Origin of the sequence: Nonomuraea sp. NPDC059023, from assembly GCF_042740095.1 — a bacterium.
GTDB lineage: Bacteria > Actinomycetota > Actinomycetes > Streptosporangiales > Streptosporangiaceae > Nonomuraea.
On record NZ_JBHYIO010000008.1, the window covers coordinates 1 to 18142 of the forward strand.

The 18142-nt window shown below is 72.0% G+C and carries 16 protein-coding genes and 1 riboswitch; of the genes, 7 read left to right on the forward strand and 9 right to left on the reverse strand.

What is annotated here, in order from left to right; all coding sequences use genetic code 11:
• Together ACFWYW_RS15740 and ACFWYW_RS15745 are read left to right on the forward strand one after the other, a co-directional pair.
• On the forward strand, nt 1-870 hold an 870-nt coding region (locus ACFWYW_RS15740), incomplete at its 5' end, for a carbohydrate ABC transporter permease (RefSeq protein ID WP_379640992.1).
• On the forward strand, nt 867-1685 hold the full coding sequence (locus tag ACFWYW_RS15745; RefSeq protein WP_379612325.1) for a carbohydrate ABC transporter permease: 819 nt from the start codon (nt 867-869) through the stop codon (nt 1683-1685). The genes ACFWYW_RS15740 and ACFWYW_RS15745, both read left to right, overlap by 4 nt.
• 28 nt (nt 1686-1713) lie before the next feature.
• Here the strand turns inward: ACFWYW_RS15745 and ACFWYW_RS15750 are convergent, their stop codons facing one another.
• On the reverse strand, nt 1714-2820 hold the full coding sequence (locus ACFWYW_RS15750; RefSeq protein WP_379612324.1) for a winged helix DNA-binding domain-containing protein: 1107 nt from the start codon (nt 2818-2820) through the stop codon (nt 1714-1716).
• Nucleotides 2821-2884: 64 nt separating this feature from the next.
• Between ACFWYW_RS15750 and ACFWYW_RS15755 the strand changes: the two genes are divergently transcribed.
• Entirely contained in the window at nt 2885-6103 is a 3219-nt protein-coding gene (locus tag ACFWYW_RS15755; RefSeq protein ID WP_379612322.1) for a BTAD domain-containing putative transcriptional regulator, read from the forward strand.
• On the opposite strand, the gene ACFWYW_RS15760 is transcribed toward ACFWYW_RS15755, so the two are convergent.
• The 4 genes from ACFWYW_RS15760 to ACFWYW_RS15775 all read right to left on the reverse strand — a co-directional run bounded on the left by ACFWYW_RS15760 (nt 6070) and on the right by ACFWYW_RS15775 (nt 11307).
• Nucleotides 6070-6732 carry a hemerythrin domain-containing protein gene (locus tag ACFWYW_RS15760; RefSeq protein WP_379612321.1) on the reverse strand — a complete coding sequence of 221 codons (663 nt, stop codon included), beginning with the start codon at nt 6730-6732 and terminating at the stop codon, nt 6070-6072. The genes ACFWYW_RS15755 and ACFWYW_RS15760 overlap by 34 nt on opposite strands.
• A 56-nt stretch (nt 6733-6788) precedes the next feature.
• Nucleotides 6789-10166: a protein kinase gene (locus ACFWYW_RS15765; protein WP_379612525.1), complete on the reverse strand. Its 3378-nt coding sequence runs from the start codon at nt 10164-10166 to the stop codon at nt 6789-6791.
• 97 nt (nt 10167-10263) lie between these two features.
• A complete protein-coding gene (locus ACFWYW_RS15770; protein WP_379612319.1) occupies nt 10264-10812 on the reverse strand; it encodes a GNAT family N-acetyltransferase in 549 nt (182 codons plus the stop codon).
• A gap of 9 nt (nt 10813-10821) precedes the next feature.
• Complete coding sequence (locus tag ACFWYW_RS15775; RefSeq protein WP_379612318.1) at nt 10822-11307, reverse strand: shikimate kinase; 486 nt, start codon at nt 11305-11307, stop codon at nt 10822-10824.
• A gap of 30 nt (nt 11308-11337) precedes the next feature.
• Here ACFWYW_RS15775 and ACFWYW_RS15780 point away from each other — a divergent pair, with 30 nt between their 5' ends.
• The 3 genes from ACFWYW_RS15780 (at nt 11338) to ACFWYW_RS15790 (ending at nt 15059) form a co-directional block, all read left to right on the forward strand.
• Nucleotides 11338-11598: a DUF6458 family protein gene (locus ACFWYW_RS15780; RefSeq protein WP_379612317.1), complete on the forward strand. Its 261-nt coding sequence runs from the start codon at nt 11338-11340 to the stop codon at nt 11596-11598.
• 41 nt (nt 11599-11639) lie between these two features.
• Nucleotides 11640-11752: riboswitch (TPP riboswitch) on the forward strand.
• Nucleotides 11745-13451, forward strand: coding sequence for a phosphomethylpyrimidine synthase ThiC (gene thiC / locus ACFWYW_RS15785; protein ID WP_379612315.1), 1707 nt, complete (start codon nt 11745-11747; stop codon nt 13449-13451). It overlaps the preceding riboswitch by 8 nt.
• Before the next feature lie 57 nt (nt 13452-13508).
• Nucleotides 13509-15059, forward strand: a complete 1551-nt coding sequence (locus tag ACFWYW_RS15790; RefSeq protein ID WP_379612314.1) for a Coagulation factor 5/8 type domain-containing protein — start codon at nt 13509-13511, stop codon at nt 15057-15059.
• Between the two features lie 35 nt (nt 15060-15094).
• On the opposite strand, the gene ACFWYW_RS15795 is transcribed toward ACFWYW_RS15790, so the two are convergent.
• Together ACFWYW_RS15795 and ACFWYW_RS15800 are read right to left on the reverse strand one after the other, a co-directional pair.
• Nucleotides 15095-15244, reverse strand: coding sequence for a GPGG-motif small membrane protein (locus ACFWYW_RS15795; protein ID WP_181019798.1), 150 nt, complete (start codon nt 15242-15244; stop codon nt 15095-15097).
• Between the two features lie 16 nt (nt 15245-15260).
• Entirely contained in the window at nt 15261-15749 is a 489-nt protein-coding gene (locus tag ACFWYW_RS15800) for a DUF6328 family protein (RefSeq protein WP_379612313.1), read from the reverse strand.
• A gap of 86 nt (nt 15750-15835) precedes the next feature.
• On the opposite strand from ACFWYW_RS15800, the gene ACFWYW_RS15805 reads away from it, so the two are divergent.
• Nucleotides 15836-16636: an SAM-dependent methyltransferase gene (locus tag ACFWYW_RS15805; RefSeq protein ID WP_379612312.1), complete on the forward strand. Its 801-nt coding sequence runs from the start codon at nt 15836-15838 to the stop codon at nt 16634-16636.
• On the opposite strand, the gene ACFWYW_RS15810 is transcribed toward ACFWYW_RS15805, so the two are convergent.
• Nucleotides 16633-17208 carry a GrpB family protein gene (locus ACFWYW_RS15810; protein ID WP_379612311.1) on the reverse strand — a complete coding sequence of 192 codons (576 nt, stop codon included), beginning with the start codon at nt 17206-17208 and terminating at the stop codon, nt 16633-16635. The genes ACFWYW_RS15805 and ACFWYW_RS15810 overlap by 4 nt on opposite strands.
• A gap of 12 nt (nt 17209-17220) precedes the next feature.
• The gene (locus tag ACFWYW_RS15815) at nt 17221-18096 is read right to left on the reverse strand and encodes a hypothetical protein (RefSeq protein WP_379612310.1); all 876 of its coding nucleotides are present in this window, start codon (nt 18094-18096) and stop codon (nt 17221-17223) included.
• Nucleotides 18097-18142: the final 46 nt, after the last annotated feature.

Genomic DNA, 18142 nt, shown 5'->3' on the forward strand with positions numbered 1-18142 from the left:
TCACGAGCCAGGCCGTGGGTGTACCTGCTGCCCACGGCGGCCGTGCTCGGGCCGATGTTCGGCTACCCGTTGTACATGCTGGGCCTGCTGTCGGTCTTCGACTACCGGCAGGCCCAGGTCAGCGGCGGGGAGCCGACCCGGTTCCTGGGGTTCGGGAACTACGCGAGGCTTCTGTCGGACGAGCGCTTCTGGAGTGTGCTCGTCCAGACGGTGGTCTTCGCGGCGGCGCTGGTGCTGGCGACGCTCGTCGTCGGCGCCGCGCTCGCGATCGTCATGGACAAGGCCGCGCCGTGGGCGCGCACCACGCTGTCGCTGGCGGCGCTCGGCGCGTGGGCGGCCCCGGCGATCACCGGCTCGACCGTGTGGATGTTCCTGTTCGACGCCGACCTGGGCCTGGTCAACCAGGTGCTCGGGCTCGACGGCTACAACTGGTTCTACGACAAGTGGGTGACGTTCGGCGTGGTCGGGGCCACGGTCGTGTGGCACTCGTTCCCGTTCGTGATGGTGACCCTGTACGCCGGGATGAAGGCGATCCCCGGCGAGGTCCTGGAGGCCGCGGCCCTGGACGGCGCCTCCGCGGTGGGCACCTTCTGGCGCGTGACGATGCCGATGCTCAGGCCGCTGGTGACGATCGTGGTGATCCAGTCGATCATCTGGGACTTCAAGATCTTCACGCAGATCTACGTCATGACCAACGGAGGCGGGATCGCGGGCCAGAACACCGTGCTCAACGTCTACGCCTACCAGACGGCCTTCGGCTCGTCGGAGTACGGCCTCGGGGCCGCGATCGGGGTGGTGATGGCGCTGATCCTGCTGGCGGTGACGCTGGTCTACATCCGCGCGCTCTACCGGACGGGGGAGAAGCTGTGAGGGGCCGCTGGATCGCCAACGCGGTGGCGCTGGTGGTCGCGCTGCTCACGGCCTTCCCGCTCTACTGGATGGCGCTGTCGGCGCTGAAGCCGGCCGGTGAGATCCAGTCGCTGGACGTACGCCCGTGGACGGCCCATCCGACCCTGGAGAACTTCGCCCGGGTCCTGACCGGCGAGGGCTTCGCCCGCTACCTCCTCAACAGCGCGCTGGTGGCGCTGGCCGTGGTGGTGCTGTCGGCCCTGATCGCCTTCCTCGCGGCGGTGGCGGTGACGCGCTTCAACTTCCGCTTCAGGACCACCGTGCTGATCATGTTCCTGATCGCGCAGATGGTGCCGGTGGAGGCGCTCACGATCCCGCTGTTCTTCGTGGTGCGCGACCTTCAGCTGCTCAACACGCTGGGCGCGCTGGTGCTGGTGCAGCTCGCGTTCTCGCTGCCGTTCGCGATCTGGATGATGCGCGGGTTCGTGGCGGCGGTGCCGGAGGCGCTGGAGGAGGCGGCCATGATCGACGGGGCCGGCCGGGCCACGGTGCTCTGGCGCATCCTGTTCCCGCTGGTCGCGCCGGGGCTCGTGGCGACCAGCGTGTTCTCCTTCATCACCGCGTGGAACGACTTCATCTTCGCCAGGACCTTCATCATCTCCGCCAAGGAGAACCAGACCCTGCCCTCGGCGCTGCTCGTCTTCTTCAAGCCCGACGAGAACGACTGGGGCGGGATCATGGCCGCCTCGACGCTGATGACGATCCCCGTGCTGATCTTCTTCGTGGTGGTCCAGCGCAGGCTCGTCTCGGGCTTGGGCGGTGCGGTGAAGAGCTGATCGCGTGAAGAGCTGATTGCGTGAAGAGCTAGGAGCGTGACGCGCCGAGCACGGCGGCGATCTCGTGCCGGTCGCCGGGGGCGAGGAACTCCAGCAGCCTCGCCCCTTCCTCCTCGGCCGCCCGCAGGTCGGCGGGGGCGAACGGCTTCCACTGGTGGATCGTGAGCGTCGAGGCGCCCTTCTCGGTGCTCACCGTCCAGTCGCCCGCGGTGAACCCGTCCACCAGGATGAGCCGCCACTGGACGTTGGCCTTGACGAACGCGCCGCCCACCTCAAGGGCCCGCGGGGTGATGAACCTCGTCCGGTCGGCGTATCCGAGGAAGACGTTGTCGAAGTCATACATGAGCCGCACGGGCACCGAAACATCGGCGGACGGCAGGGTCATGTCCGGCAGGTCGTACAGGACGCGATCGTCCTCGGCGCGGTAACGCACCAGATCCATGCCCTTGACCACGTCGGCCAGCCGGGTCAGCCCCGACCAGGTCTGCACGTCCTTCACCGAGGCCGGACCGAACGCCCGCAGATACCGCCGCACCATCTCCTCGGCGGACATCGGCGGCTCGGAGTTCCCCAGCCACGACTCGGCGGAGGTGTGCGCGATCGGCCCGCTACGCCCCCACAGGCCGCGCGGCGGCACCTGCACCAGCGGCACCAGCCAGCGCACGACCTGGCTCAGCGCGTGCGGGTCGTTGCCCGGCCAGCGCTCCGCCAGCGCCTTGCCCAGCTCGGCGAAGCTCAGCGCCCGCTCCTCCACGAGCGCGCGACCGGCCACCGCCAGCTCGTCGAGGTCGACGCCGGACAGCCGCCTGACGAAGGTCGTCCTGGTGCCCCGCTCGGCCACCGGGTCCAGCAGGGGCCGCAGCGCCAGGCAGTCGCGGGCCGTGACCAGGTGGATGGTCGAGCGTTGCAGCGCGATCCTGACCAGCTCACGGTTGTCCAGCAGCGCGGAGGCGGCCAGCGGGTCGAACCCCTCGATCCGGTTCCACAGCCCGGCGTACCAGGTGTGCGGGGTCTGCGCCTGCAGGCCGAACAGGTGCTCGACCACCTCGACCACCGACAGGTCCGTACGGCGCAGCAGCAGTTGCCGCTCCATCGCGGCCCGGTTGAGCGCCCGGAGGCTGAGGACGGGATCCATGGCCCTACCGTAGAGGCAATCGCGGCATGTCCGCTTCCGCGATTCTGGGTACGGTGGCGGTGTTGTGCTGACCTTCCAGGTGCTCGGCCCGCTCACCGTCCACGTCGACGATGAGCCCTTGGTGCTGGGACGGCCGCGGCAGCGCTCGGTCCTGGCCAGGCTGCTGGCCGCCGGCGGCCAGGTGGTGCCCGTGGACCGGCTCATCGACGACCTCTACGCCGACGAGGCGCCGCCCAAGGCGCTGGCCGCCGTCCAGAGCTACATCTCCAACCTGCGCCGGGCGCTCGAACCCGGCCGCTCGCCACGCTCCACCGGCGGGGTGCTGGTGACGGTACCGCCCGGCTACGCGGTACGGCTGCCCGCCGGCGCCGTGGACGCCTGGCGGTTCGAGAGCCTGGTGCGTGACCCGTCGGCCGACGCCACGACGCTGGCCGAGGCGCTCGCGCTGTGGCGCGGGCCCGCCTACCAGGAGTTCGCCGGTCTGGCGTGGGCCGACGCCGAGGCGGCCAGGCTGGACGAGCTGCGCGCCTCGGCCGTCGAACGGCACGCGGGGGAGCTGATCGGGCAGGGCGGGGCGGCGCGGGCCGTACCGGATCTGGAGGGGCTCGTCGGCGCGTACCCCCTGCGCGAGGGGGCGTGGGCGCTGCTGGCGCGGGCCCTGTACCGATGCGGGCGGCAGGGAGAGGCGCTGGGGGCGCTGCGGCGGGCCCGCGCCCACCTGGTGGAGGAACTCGGCGTCGATCCCGGGCCCGAGCTGCGGCGGCTGGAGGAGGACATCCTCGCCCAGGCCGCCCATCTCAGCGACCGGCCCGCCCCCGCCGCGCCGCCCGAGCGGCCGGTCGTGCCGGTGCGGCCGTACGTGGGCAGGCGCGGGGAGCTGGCCGGCGTGCTCGCGCTGCCCGCGGGGGTCGTGCTGGTCAGCGGGGAGCCCGGCGCGGGCAAGACGGCCTTCATCGAGCAGGTCAGGACCCGGCTCGTGGCGGAGGGATGGGCGGCCGGCTGGGGACGCTGCCCCGAGCACGAGGGCGCGCCGCCCGGCTGGGCCTGGGCCGAGCTGCTGCGGGAGCTGGCCGCCAGGGTACCGCCCGACGACCCCGAGGCGCTGGCTCCCTTGCTGCGCGACGCCGCGGTCCGGGGCGACGCGGCCACCGCGCGCTTCCGGCTGCACCGCGCGGTCGCCGCCTTCGCGGGCGCGGCGGCGGCCAGGCAGCCGCTCCTGATCGTCCTGGACGACCTGCACCGCGCCGACGCCGAGACGCTCGCCCTGCTCACCCACGTCATCGCCGAGAACACCGCCGCCCGCCTCCTGGTGATCGGCTCCTACCGCCACACCGAGCCCAGCGAACGCCTGGCCGACGCCCTGGCCGCGATCGCCGCCCACGGACCGCTGCGCGTCGAGCTGGGCGGGTTGTCGCGGGACGAGGTGGCCGAACTGGTCCGGGTCACCTGCGCACGCCCGGCCGCGCCCGAGGCGGTCGCCGCGATCGCCGAACGCACCGGCGGCAACCCGTTCTTCGTCAGGGAGACCGCGCGGCTGCTCGACTCCGAGGGCACGGTCGCCGTCCCCGCGGGCGTGCGGGAGGTGCTGCGCCGCCGCCTGGCCCGCCTGCCCGCGCAGGCGCGGACCATCCTGCGGCACGGCGCGGTCATCGGCAGGGAGAGCGGCGTCGCCGTCCTCACCGCCGTCAGCGGCGGCGACGAGGAGGCGGTGCTGGAGGCCATCGAGTCCGGCCTGGTCACCGGGCTGCTGACCGAGCCGGAGGCGGGCCGGCTGCGCTTCGCCCACGTGCTCATCCGCGACACGCTCTACGACGACCTGTCACGCATCCGCCGGGCGCGGCTGCACGGCAAGGTCGCCCGCGCGATCGAGGAACACGAGCCGGACGACGTGGCCGCCCTGGCCCACCACTACCTCGCCGCCGCGGAGCGGGCGAAAGCCGTTCACTATGCCAGGCTCGCCGCGCGGCAGGCCGAGCGGCGCTTCGCCTTCGCGCAGGCGGCCGAGCTGTGGCAGCACGCGCTCGACGGCTTCGACGGCACCGCCCGCGAACGCCTGGAGCTCACGCTGGCGAAGGTCTCCGCCCTGGCCAACGACGGGCGGCTGGTCGAGGCCCGCACCCACCGCACCAGGGCGGTGCGCGAGGCGCTGCCGCTCGGCGATCCCGAGCCGCTGGCGCGGGTGATCGTCTCCTTCGACGTGCCGATGTTCTGGAGCAGCAGGGAGTACGGCGGGCTCGACACGGACCTGCTCGCCGCGGTCGAGTCGGCGCTGGAGTCGCTGCCTTCCGGCGACGGCAGGGCCCGCTGCCAGTTGCTGACCACGCTCGCCTTCGAGCTGGAGGGCGAACCCACCGAACGCGGCTACCTGGCCTCCCGGGAGGCCGTCGCCATGGCCCGCCGCCTGGGCGACCCCGGCCTGCTGACCCTGGCGCTGAACGGCCGCCACCACGAGAGCTTCCGCTACGACGGCTTGGCCGAGCGCGAGGAGATCGGCCGCGAACTGCTCACCATCGCCGAGGCCGACGGCACCCTGGAGGTGGTGGCCCACCTGATGCTCATGCAGAGCGCCACCGGCCGCGCCGACTTCGCCGCCGCCGACCACCACGCCGCGCGGGCCACCCGCCACGGCCTCGCGCTGCCCGAGGCCGTGGCCGGCTTCTACCGCGGCCTGCGCGCGGCCCTGGCCGAGGACTACACCGAGGCGGAGCGCCGCTACCGCGCCGCCGCCAGGCAGGCCGGCCGCCTCGGCATGTGGCAGCACGAGGCCGGCGTGCTCCTGCTGGCCCTGTACGGCATGCACCTGATGCGCGGCGACGTCTCCCCGCTGCTGCCCGAGATCGAGCCCTGGACCGGCTACGAACCCTGGCGGGACCAGGTCACCGAGCTCCACGCGCTGGCCCTGTGCCACGCGGGCCGCGCGGACGAGGCGCGGGCCACGCTGTCCGGCCCGCCGAAGCCGATCAGGCGCGACTACTTCTGGCACTTCCTCACCGCCGTCCGCGCCCTGCTCGGCATCGCGCTCGACGACCGGCCGCGCATGGAGTCGGCCTACACCGACCTGCTGCCCGTGGCGGCCCAGCCCGTGGGCGGCACCGGCTACCTGGCCGTCTGGCCCACGGCTCAGGTCCTCGGTGACGTGGCCGCCCACCTGGGCCGTCCCGCGGACCAGCACTATCAGCACGCCCTGGAGATAGCGGAGCGGGCGGGCGTGGCCCCCTGGATCGCCGCCGCCCGCGCCCGCCTCGGCGGTCAGCCGAACAGCAGCCGCTCGCGCCGGGCGTAGCGGCCCCGGGTGAGGGCCAGCAGCACGCGGAACGGCGCGCCCGCGTCGGCCAGCAGCCCGTCCATCTCCTGCTTGGTGGCGTAGCGGGCCAGCCACGGCACGGTGAAGGTCAGCTCCTTGAGCGTGGCCCGCTTGGCCACCTGCTTCTCCACCCACGCGTACGCGTGGTGCGGCACGAACCGGGAGACGATCGGGAACAGGTCGGACTCCTCCTCGGCGATGTGCTCGTCGAGCAGCGCGAGCAGTTCCGCCAGCTCGCTCCCGAGCGTGGCCGGGTCGCCGTGCACGGCGCCGCGGCAGCGGTTCAGCAGCGGCTCCAGCATCTGGTGATCGTCGGTGAACGGGTTGAGGTCCACGGCCCGCCCGGCGGTGCTCTCGATGATGGGCCACAGCAGGTCGTCCTCGTTGGCGTGATGGTGGTCGATCTCGACGAGCAGGCTGGAGACGTACTCGCGCAGGACCGCGACCCGCGCGACGCCCAGCGACCCGGGCCGGGCGAGCAGGGCGGTCAGCCGCCGCAGGTCGGCGAGCATGGCCCGGTGGATGACGTACATCGAGGTCAGGTTGGGCTCGGGCTCCTGCCCGCCGCCGCGGCGAGGCGTGAACGTGGGGATCTGTACGGTGCTCATGCGGTCAGCATGAGCCCCCGCTCTTTCCGTCCTCTGGTGGCGTACTTGTCGCCGGATCAGCAACTGCTGCGGTAGGAGGCCTCGGGGATGAGCTTCGCCCACTCGGCCTCGCTGAGCGCGCCGCCCGCCCGCGCGCACACCTGCTCGGCCGCCAGCAGCGGGTCGATCGGCGACTGCTGCACCTCGCCGCCGGGCTGCACGACGAACAGCCGCCGCCCGTCGTCGCTGAAGGCCATGTCGGCGGGGTAGGCGTCCACCGGCGCCTGGCCGACTTCGCGCAGCGAGTCCGCCTCCCAGAGCTCCACCCGCTCGCCGCCGACGGCCAGCAGCCTGCCGTCGGGGGAGAAGCGCAGGTGCAGGGCGCCGGAGGAGACGGGCGCCGTCCGGCCCTTGCGGGCCGTCAGGTCCCACAGGAGCATGCGGCCGTCCTCGCCGAGCACGTAGCCGAGCGTGCGGCCGTCGGGGCTGAAGGCGACGGCGTCGGGCGCCAGGTTGCGCACCCCGGCGGGGTCGCGGGTGACCCGGCCGCTGCTCAGCTCGACCAGGTCGGCGCCGGCGGCCAGGGTCCTGCCGTCGGGGCTGAAGGCCAGCGCGGAGCTGCCCACGCCGGACAGCGTGCGGGTCTTGCGGCCGTCGCGCACGCTCCACAGGTCGATGTCCGGCCCGCGCACGACCGCGAGCGTGCCGCCGTCGGGCGACAGCCGTACGGCGGAGGGCTCGTGGCCGGTGTCGATGGCGTTGACGCGGCGGCCGGCGGCCACTTCCCAGATCACGACCGGGTCGGCGGCGACGGCCAGCAGGGTGCCGCCGTCGTCGAAGGCGAGGTCGCCGGTGCCCTGGATGCGGCCGATCGGCTGCTTCTTGAGCGCGTCGGTGAGCTTGATCGCGCCGGAGACCTGCAGCGCGGTCACCCTGCCGCCGGGGGAGAGCCGGGCCATGCCCATGCTGACGGCCTCCTCGTCGGGCGTCAGCTCGACGGCGCTGGAGACGTCGACGGAGACGACCGAGCCCGAGCCCTTCACGTAGCGCAGCGCGCGGCCGTCGCCGGAGAAGGCGAGCGCGGCATCGGCCTGCCTGACGGGGTACTGGCCGAGGATGCCGGCGTCGGCCACCCGCCAGAGCTGGGCCTGGTCCTCCAGCCGCTCGGCCAGGAACCTGCCGTCCGGGCTGAAGACCACGGGCAGCAGCGAGCCGCCCCTGCTCGGCAGCAGGCGGCGCCCGCCGGTGGCGGTGTCGACGAGCGTGATCCCCGTGGCGCCGGTGACGGCCAGTTGGGAGCCGTCCGGGCTGAAGGCCAGTGGCAGCTCCGCCCCGCTCTTGGCGACCGGCACGTCCACCTGCACGGTGGCGGTGCGCTTGCGGGAGCGCAGGTCCCACAGCTCGACCCGGCCGCCGTCCTCGGCGGAGCCCAGCGCGGCCCAGCGGCCGTCGCGGGAGACGGCGTAGGTCCGGCCCGTCAGATCGAGCGGGAGCGGCGCGCCGTCGGCGGGGTAGAGCTCGGTCCTGCCCCCGGCGGACAGGGCCAGCAAGCGGCCGCCGGCCAGCAGTTCCACCGCGTCGCCCTGCGGGCGGGCGGCGCCGACCTGCCTGCCCGTGGCCAGCTCGACCGTGCGTACCGTCGAGCCGTCGGAGACGGCCGCCCTGGCGCCGTCGTCGCTGATCGCCTCGACCTGCCCGCCCGGCACCCTGGCCCGGCCGGTCGCCCTGCCGGTGGCGATGTCCCAGGTGACGACCTGGTCGCCGGCCCGCTTGAGCAGGCTCTTGCCGTCGAAGGCCAGGTGGTAGGCGGCCGACGGCACGATCTCCGGATCGGTGAACACGCTCACCTCCGGCTGGGCCAGCGAATGCTGCAGCGCGGTCCTGGCCTCGAAGACCGGCGACAGGCTCCAGGCCGCCACGCTCAGCCGCATCGCCGCCCGCGGGTCCGTCGCGCGCATCGCCTCCGCCCTGGCCGCCACCGCCCGCGCGTTGGCCTGCGCGAGCTGCTCGCTGAGGTCCTGGCTCTGCCGTACGGCCAGCACCGACGCCGAGACGGCGACCGCCAGCAGCGCCGCCATCGCGGCCAGGGCCAGCCCGCGCCGGCGCCCGCGCCGCCTGGCCTGGGCGGCGCTGCGGTCGAGGAAGTCGCGTTCGAGGGCGTTGAGGTCCAGGTGGCGGCGGGTGGTGGCGGCCCAGCCGAGCGCGGTGTCCAGGGCGCTGCCGTGGTAGAGGTCGGCGGCGCGGCGGCGGTGGGCCTGCCAGTGGAGGGCGGCGCCGCGCAGCCTGCCGTGCACGGCCAGGCCGTCGCGGTCGTCGGCCACCCAGGAGCGCAGCCTGGGCCAGGCGTGGTAGAGCGCGGCGCTGGCCGGGGCGACCAGGTCGTCGGAGACGGCCACGAGCTTGCCGGTCTCGGTGTCCTCGGGGGCGACCTTGAGGCTGCGCCGTACCAGGAGACCGGCCTCCGCGAAGTGGGCCAGCACGCCGAGGTCCTCGGCCTCGTCGCGCGGGATGCGGCGGAGCGTCTCGCCGTCGAGCATCCGCAGCAGCAGGCCGGGCACGGCGCGCTGCTGCTCGGGGGTGAGCGCGGCGTAGACCTCCTCGGCGACCTCGCCCAGCGGCCGCTCGCCGCCGAGGCCGTCCGGCGGCTTGACCTCGGCCGCCAGCTCCGCGCCGGCGCTCGGCTCCGCGCTGCCCAGCAGCCCGAGCAGCAGTTCGGGTGCGGTGGGGCGCGCGGCGGGGTCCTTGGCCAGCGCGCGGGCGACCAGCGAGCGCAGCGGCTCGGCCAGGTCGCCGGGGTCGGGGTCGACCGTGAGCACCCGGTGCATGACGCCGCCGAGGCTCTCGGCCTGGAACGGGTCCTCGCCGGTGGCGGCGAACAGCACCACCCCGCCCCAGGCGAACACGTCGGCGGGCGGCCCGGCGCGGCGGCCGGTGAAGACCTCGGGCGCCATGTAGGTGGGGGTGCCGCCGATGAAGCTCGTGCTCGCCCCGTCGGTGGTACGCGCGACGCCGAAGTCGATCACCCGCGGCCCGTCCGGACCGAGCAGCACGTTCTCCGGCTTGAGGTCGCGGTGCACCACGCCCGAGCTGTGGACGGCGGCCAGCGCGGTGGCCAGCGCGACGGCCAGCCTGAGCAGGGAGTCGCCGGCGTAGGGGCCGTGGCGTTCGAGCGCCTGGCGCAGGTTGGGGCCCTCGACGAACTCGCTGACGATGTACGGCCGCTCGGCGTCCAGCCTGGCCTCGACCACGCGGGCGGTGCAGAAGGAGGCCACCCGGCCGGTCGCCGCCGCCTCCTTGGCCAGTTGCCCGCTCAGCCCGCCGTGCAGGACCTTCACCGCGAAGCGGCGGCCCTCGGCGTCGTAGGCGTCGTAGACGACGCCCTGGCCGCCCGCGCCGAGCCGGCCGGCCAGCCAGTAGCCGCCAAGCCGTTCGGGGTCACCGGGCACCAAGCGCATCGTCACTGCCCCTTAGATGCGCACAACGCGGAATTGGTTGGCAGCGGCAACGTCACAGGTCCCTCGCGCGCCTCGAGGGACCCGTGCGTCATGATCATTATGACAGGGGTTTCCACTCCGTCCGCAGCACGGACATCGTCACCGAGTCGTACCACTGTCCCTCCCACAGCAGCGCGTCACGCTGCACGCCCTCCCGCACGAAGCCGACCTTCTCGTAGACGTGTTTGGCGCGGTCGTTGAAATCGTATACGCCCAGCTCGATGCGGTGCAGAGGGGTCGTGGCGAAGGCGTGGCCGAGCACCAGGCGGATGGCCTCGGTGCCGTAACCCTTGCCGAACGCCCGCGCGCCGACCAGCGCGATGCGCAGGTTGCACGACAGGTTGTCCTTGTCGAGCTCGTTGAGCACGACCTCGCCGACGTACCCGTCCGCGGCCATGATGGCCAGGTCGAGCCGGTCCTCGTGGTCGCGTCGCGTGGTGTACCACTCCAGGGCCGCCTTGGGGGAGATCCCGTCGTGGGTGTGGGAGCCCGTGAGCCGGGCGACCTCGGGGTCGTCGCACAGCTCGATCAGGCCCTCGACGTGCTCGGGCCCGACGGGTACGAGGGTCACCCGGTCACCGGCGAGGGTGGGTTTGTTCGCGAACATTTCCCTAATTTATAGAGCCTCGTAAATGGTTGTCGCCGTGTTTTCCGGGGTGGCCGTGGAGACGTCGAGCCGCAGGTCGGCGAGCTGCAGGAAGTACGGCCCGCGCCGCGCCCGCATGGCGGAGGGCGAGAACTCCGGGCGGTGGTCGGACGAGCGCATCCGCTGGGCCAGGATCTCGTCGGGGGCGTCCAGCCAGACCACGAAGGCCGCGCGCAGCGCCTCGCGTACCCGCGGGTCCTCCACGGTGCTGGCCGCCGCCGCGATCACCTGGGGCGGCTCGGTCAGCGCGTGGAGCACGTGCTCGGCCTCCCTCCGGTGCAGCACGTCCGCGCCCTCCGCCTTCGCGATCTCGGCGGCGCTGGCGCCGTAGCGTCCGCGCAGGTACGGGTCGCTGTCGCTGAGCGGCACGCCCAGCTCGCGGGCCAGCAGTTTGCCGACGGTCGTCTTGCCCGAGCCCATGAGCCCGATCACGACGACAGGTTTGTTCTTCGACATGGGGATAGGTGTTTCCTCTGGAGGTGCATTATGACAATCGCCGGAGGCATCATCCTCATCATGCTCGGCGCGATCCTGACCTGGGCGGTCGAGTTCGACCTCGCCGGTCTTGACATCAATGTGATCGGCGTCGTCCTCATGATCGGTGGTCTGGCCGGGTTGCTGTTCGGTCTGTACCGGATGCACGTTACCCGCAGGGTGATCGAGGAGCCGATCTACGAGGACCCGCACGCGCGCCGTACGACGACGGTCTACGAGGAGAGGCGGCGGATCGACGAGCCGCCGCTGTAAAGGGTCTTGTGCGTACCCCGGGTCGCCGGGGTACGGTGGCGCGGTCCGAACGCGGGAGCCCGGTGCAACGGGCTGAGAGGACGGCTGGAGCAGCCGCCGACCGCCAGAACCTGATCCGGGTAATGCCGGCGAAGGGAGTTTGCGCGATGAGTGACGCGCGCTTTTCCAAGATCCATCTCGGTGATCTGCGGGTCCCCATGCGGCGGGTGCACCTGTCGAACGGGACGTCGGTGGAGCTGTACGACACCTCCGGGCCGGACAACCCCGACATCACGCGGGGCCTGCCGCGGTCGCGGGAGGTGTGGGTGCTCGAACGCGGCGACGTCGCCCGCTACGGCGGCCGCCAGGTGCGGCCCATCGACGACGGCTTCAAGGAGCAGCAGGCCTGGGCCCGCGCGAACACCGAGGTCTTCCCCGGCGACGGGCGCAAGCCGCTGCGGGCCACCGGGGCGCCGGTGACCCAGCTCGCCTACGCGCGGCGGGGCGTGGTCACCAAGGAGATGGAGTTCGTCGCGGTCAGGGAAGGAGTGAGCGGCGAGTTCGTGCGCAAGGAGGTGGCGGCCGGTCGGGCGATCATCCCGGCCAACGTCAACCATCCGGAGAGCGAGCCGATGGTCATCGGCCGCAACTTCCACGTGAAGATCAACGCCAACATCGGCAACTCCGCGGTCGCCTCCTCGATCTCCGAGGAGGTGGAGAAGATGACCTGGGCCACCCGGTGGGGCGCCGACACCGTGATGGACCTGTCCACCGGCCGCAACATTCACACCACCCGCGAGTGGATCATCAGGAACGCGCCGGTGCCGATCGGGACCGTCCCGATCTACCAGGCGCTGGAGAAGGTCGGCGGCGTGGCGGCCGACCTGTCGTGGGAGGTCTACCGGGACACGCTGGTCGAGCAGTGCGAGCAGGGCGTCGACTACATGACCGTGCACGCGGGGGTACGGCTGGCGTACGTGCCGCTGACCGCGCGGCGCAAGACCGGCATCGTCTCGCGCGGCGGCTCGATCATGGCGGCGTGGTGCCTGGCCCACCACCGGGAGAGCTTCCTCTACGAGCACTTCGAGGAGATGTGCGAGCTGCTGGCGAGCTACGACGTGGCCTTCTCGCTCGGGGACGGCCTGCGGCCCGGCTCGATCGCCGACGCCAACGACGAGGCGCAGTTCGCTGAGCTGCGCACGCTGGGCGAGCTGACGAAGATCGCCCGCGCGCACGACGTGCAGGTCATGATCGAGGGGCCCGGCCACGTGCCCATGCACAAGATCAAGGAGAACGTGGACCTGCAGCGCGAGATCTGCGACGACGCCCCGTTCTACACGCTGGGCCCGCTGGTGACCGACGTCGCGCCGGGCTACGACCACATCACCTCGGGCATCGGCGCCGCGATGATCGGCTGGTACGGCACCGCCATGCTCTGCTACGTCACCCCCAAGGAGCATCTGGGCCTGCCGGACAAGGACGATGTCAAGACCGGCGTCATCACCTACAAGATCGCGGCCCATGCCGCCGACCTCGCCAAGGGGCACCCCCGGGCGCAGGAGTGGGACGACGCGCTGTCGGACGCCCGCTTCGAGTTCCGCTGGGAGGACCAGTTCAACCTGTCGCTGGACCCGGTGACGGCCCGGTCGTTCCACGACGCGACGCTCCCGGCCGAGCCCGCCAAGACCGCGCATTTCTGCAGTATGTGCGGGCCGAAGTTCTGTTCGATGAAGATCACCCACGATGTCCGGAAATATGCGGAGGAACATGGATTGACGGACTCCGCGGCCATTCAGGCGGGCATGGCGGAGAAGGCGGTGGAGTTCACTGAGAGGGGTGGCGAGGTCTATCTGGATCCGGCGGACCCAAAATAGCGAGTAGGACTCACATTGGGTCTTGACTGGCGTCTGTAAGGAGCCCACGCTGAGGGCGTGATCAGCCGCATACTCGCCGTCCTGGTCGCCATCGCCCTGCTCGCGTTACCCGCCCCCGCGTCATCCCGCAGCGAGCAGCCCGTGAGCGGCTTCATCGACGCGCACAGCCATCTGATGTCCTACGAAGCGTTCGGCGGCAAGCTGCTCTGCGGCAAGCCGTTCGATCCGGGCGGCATCGCCAGGGCTCTGGTCGACTGCCTCGACCACTTCCCGAACGGCGAAGCCGCCTGGTTCGAGAACTTCACCCGCACCGGACAGCCGACCGGCACCCACGACCCGGTCGGCTGGCCCACGTTCAAGAGCTGGCCGGCGCACGACTCGCTGACCCACCAGCAGGCCTACTACACCTGGATCGAGCGCGCCTGGCGCGGCGGGCTGCGGATCATGGTGAACGACCTCGTGGCCAACCGCCAGCTCTGCGAGATCTACCCGCTGAAGACCAACCCCTGTGACGAGATGGGCTCCATCCGCCTGGAGGCCCGCCGTACGTTCGAGATGCAGGACTACATCGACCAGCAGAGCGGCGGCCCCGGCCAGGGCTGGTTCCGCGTGGTCAGGAGCCCGGCCGAGGCCCGCTCTGTCATCGCCGCCGGGAAGCTCGCCGTGGTGCTCGGCATCGAGACCTCCGAGCCGTTCGGCTGCCGGCAGACGCTCGGCATCCCCCACTGCACCAAGGCCCAGATCGACCGGGGCCTGGATGAGATGTACCAGCTCGGCGTCCGCTCCATGTTCGTCTGCCACAAGTACGACAACGCCCTGTGCGGCGTCCGCTTCGACTCCGGCACCCAGGGCGTCATCGTCAACCTGGGCAACTTCCTGTCGTCGGGCCGCTTCTGGCAGACGGAGGCGTGCACGGGACCGCAGCGCGACAACACGATCTCGCCCGCGGTGCTCCCGCCCGAACTGGCCCGCTGGCTGCCGCCCGGCGTCAGCCTGCCCGTCTACCCGCCGGGGCCGCACTGCAACAGACGCGGGCTCACCTCACTCGGTGAGCACATGGTCAAGGGCATGATGAGCCGCGGCATGCTCATCGAGGTGGACCACATGAGCGTCAAGGCCGCCGACCGGACGCTCACCCTCCTGGAGCAGGCCGGCTACGCGGGCGTGATCTCCTCGCACAGCTGGACCGACGCCCTCAACTACCAGCGGATCTACCGGCTCGGCGGCATGGTCACCTCATACGGCCACGGGGCCGAGGGGTTCGCCGACGCCTGGCGCGAGACCAAGCCCCTGCGCGACGCGGCGGGCCGCCCCGGGTTCGGGTACGGCCTCGACGCCAACGGGCTGGGCAAGCTGCCGGGTCCCCGGGCCGGCAGCGCGGTGGCGTACCCCTTCCACTCCCACGACGGCTCGGTCAGCTTCGACCGGCACAGCACGGGACAGCGGACATGGGACTACAACGTGGACGGCGTCGCCAACTACGGCCTGGTGCCCGACTGGATCGAGGACATCAGGTCGCTGGCCGGCGACGCGTTCGTCCAGGACATGGCTCAGGGGGCCGAGGCCTACCTGAGGACCTGGGAAGCGGCTGAAACGGTTGTGAGGTGAGGGTAGGCGGGCCGGTTCTGTCCGGCCCGCCTACCTCACACATTGAAGATGCTGACTCCGCCGGGACCCACGAGGAATCCCAGCACGATGAGGACGATGCCCCACAGGATGTCCCGCCGGGCCAGGATGACGTAGATCCCGGCGACGACGAGGATGACGGCGATGATCCAGAGCAATGTAGCCATGGACCTGCTGCTGCCCTCAGGACTTCTCCTCTAACGTGCCCTTGGTGCGATAGATGTCCGTGATGGGCTGGATGAGCCAGAACCACCCGGCGGTGAGTGCCACCGCGCCGCCGAACAAGGTGGCCGGCCAGGCGTTCAGCACCACTTCGGCCACCATGGCCACGGCCGCGGTCATGGCGACCAGCAGAAACGCCGCTCCCGCGATGCCCAGCGAGTTGGCGCGTTTGATCATGCGCTCCTTGAGCCCGGTGCGGAAGAACACCCGGTGCTGCGCCGCGGGCGTGATGAAGCACACCGACGCCATCGCGGCGCCCATGAGCGCGATGAAGAACAGCCACAGGCCTACGGTGTCCACTTTGCCGAAGCCTTGCTGAAAGGGAACCGTCAGCAGGAAGGCGAAGAGCACCTGAACCCCGGTGACCGCGACGCGCAGGCCCTGCAGCAACTCGGTCAGCTCGCGATCCACCCGTTCTTTGTGGGACTCGCCGTGAGAAGTGTCCGTCATGCTCGGGCGCTACCCCGCAGAGGCGCTGACATACCGGCCGGAGTCTGGATACGATCCGCGGCAACGGAACTTCGGCGGAGCCGCCCATGATCAACGAATGGATTCCACCCGGGGTCGATGCCACCCGGCCGAGCGTGGCTCGTGTATACGACGCGCTGCTGGGCGGCACCGAGAACTTCACCGTGGACCGGGCCGTGGCGGAACGCCTGACCGCCGCGGTCCCCGAGGTGGTCAGCCTCGTCTGGTGCAACCGCTCCTTCGTCGGCCGGGTCACCGACCATCTGGTGCGCGACGCCGGCGTCACCCAGCTCATCGACCTGGGCGCGGGCCTGCCGACGATCGAGAACACCCACGAGGTCGCCCAGTTCGCCAACCCCGAGGCCCGCGTCGTCTACGTGGACCTCGACCCGATGGTGGAGCCGCACGCCCGCTCGATCCTGCGTACCAACCTGCGCGCCACGGCCATCACCGCGGACGCCACGGACGTGGACGCCGTGCTCGGCGACCCCGACCTGCTCGACCTGATCGACTTCTCCCGGCCGGTGGGCCTGCTCATGATGAGCCTGCTGCACCTGTTCCCCGACGAGGACGACCCGCACGGGCTGGTCAAGCAGTACATGGAGGCGCTGCCGCGCGGCAGCTACCTGGCCGCGTCCAACATGATGACCTCCTACAACCCCAAGGCGAAGGCGCTGGAGGCGATGCTGCACGCCACGATGGGGACCGGCCGCTTCCGCACCGCCGAGTCGATCAACCGCTTCTACGACGGGCTGGACATGGTCAGCCCCGGCCTCGTCCACCTTCCCCACTGGCGTCCCGAGGGCAGTCCCGGGCCGCTGGAGACCTGGGAGGAACTCCTGCTGGGCGGCGTGGCCCGTAAGCCCTAAGGGTGGGCCGTCCAGCCGGTCTCGTCCGCCCACGCCTCGGCGACCACGATGACCAGGTCCACGACCGGATCCTTGACGTCGGCGTACTCGCCCGTCTCACGCACCGCCCCGGCCAGCCGCCGCTTGAAGTCCGCATAAGCCGGTACGGCCGCCGGATGCGCCCGGAACCAGTCGCGAAACAGCAGCGCCAGGCGGTCGTTGGGCGCGTCGAGCACCCGCACGTGCAGGTTGACCTCGTCACCGGGGCGCCCCCGCCGGGTCCAGAGCCGCTTGGCCCACCTGGCGGGGTCGTCCTCCAGCCCGGCGGGCACGTGGTCGCGCCGGTACGGCGACATCGTGAACCCCAGCGCCTCCAGGGGCCCGCCGAAGACCCGCTCGGCCTCGTCCAGGTCGAGGACGCTGACCTGGAGATCGAACAGCGGCTTGGCCGCCATGCCGGGGATCGAGGTGCTGCCGATGTGCTCCACGTGTATGGCCACCGGCCCGAGCGCGCGCCGGAGGTCGGCGCACAGGCGCGCCGCCTCCCCTTGCCAGGCGGGATCATGGGGCACGACGACAGGGCGTTCGGTCATCGGGCCAGGGTCTCAGAGGCGGCCGTTGCGCCGCAAAACGTCCACGGCGTTGACGGTGGCGACGCCGCGCCACTCCAGGGCTCCGGCGGGCGAGATCTTCGCGTACTCGACGGTCCAGCCGCCGTCCGCCTTCTGCGCGGCGGCCAGCCGGTCGAGGTCGGCCTCGATCTGGGCCGGCGTGAACAGGGCACGCGCCGGGCGATCGGGGTACGGGGCCAGGTCGAGCGGGGTGAGCTTCTCGTCGGCAGTCCCGCCCTCCACGGGGATCTCGCCGCTGTCCGGGATCAGCTTGGCCAGGCCGTCCAGGAGGGCGGCGGCCTCGGGCTCGCGGTCGTGGACGGCGTCCAGGAAGCGGATGGCGAAGGACAGCACGTAGGCGTGAGGGCGGGAGTCCAGCGCGCGGACGGCGTCCAGGCAGTAGCGGATCGCGCGGGCCGGCCACGGATGCCCCGCCACCGACGGGACGCGCAGGGCCGCCGCCGCGCTCACGGCGGTGATCTGCAGCGAGGAGGTCGTGGCGTCGCCGCCGCCCCACCACGGGGCGGTGCCCGCCCGCACGGTCAGCGGCAGCGAGAACGGCAGGCCGCCGTCGGGCAGCGTCACCGTCTCCAGCCAGTCGCACAGCTGCTCCGCCTGGACGGCGACGATCGGGGCGATCTCGGCGAACACCTCGAAGGCGTGCAGGGCGGCGCCCGGCTGGCTCTCCGGGGAACGCAGGTCGGGCTCCAGGCCCCAGCCGTAGCCGCCGTCCGGGTTGCGGTAGGCGTCCACCGCGGACAGAAGGCCGGCGGGGTCGCCGGAGCCGAGCAGGACATCGAAGCGCCGCCGGTCCAGGACACGCGCGTGCGTGGCCATGAAGTCGGCGGCGGCGGTCAGGTCAACGGTCATGACCCCATCCTTCCCGCCCGCCGCCGGACCGGTCTTGCAAGTTTCC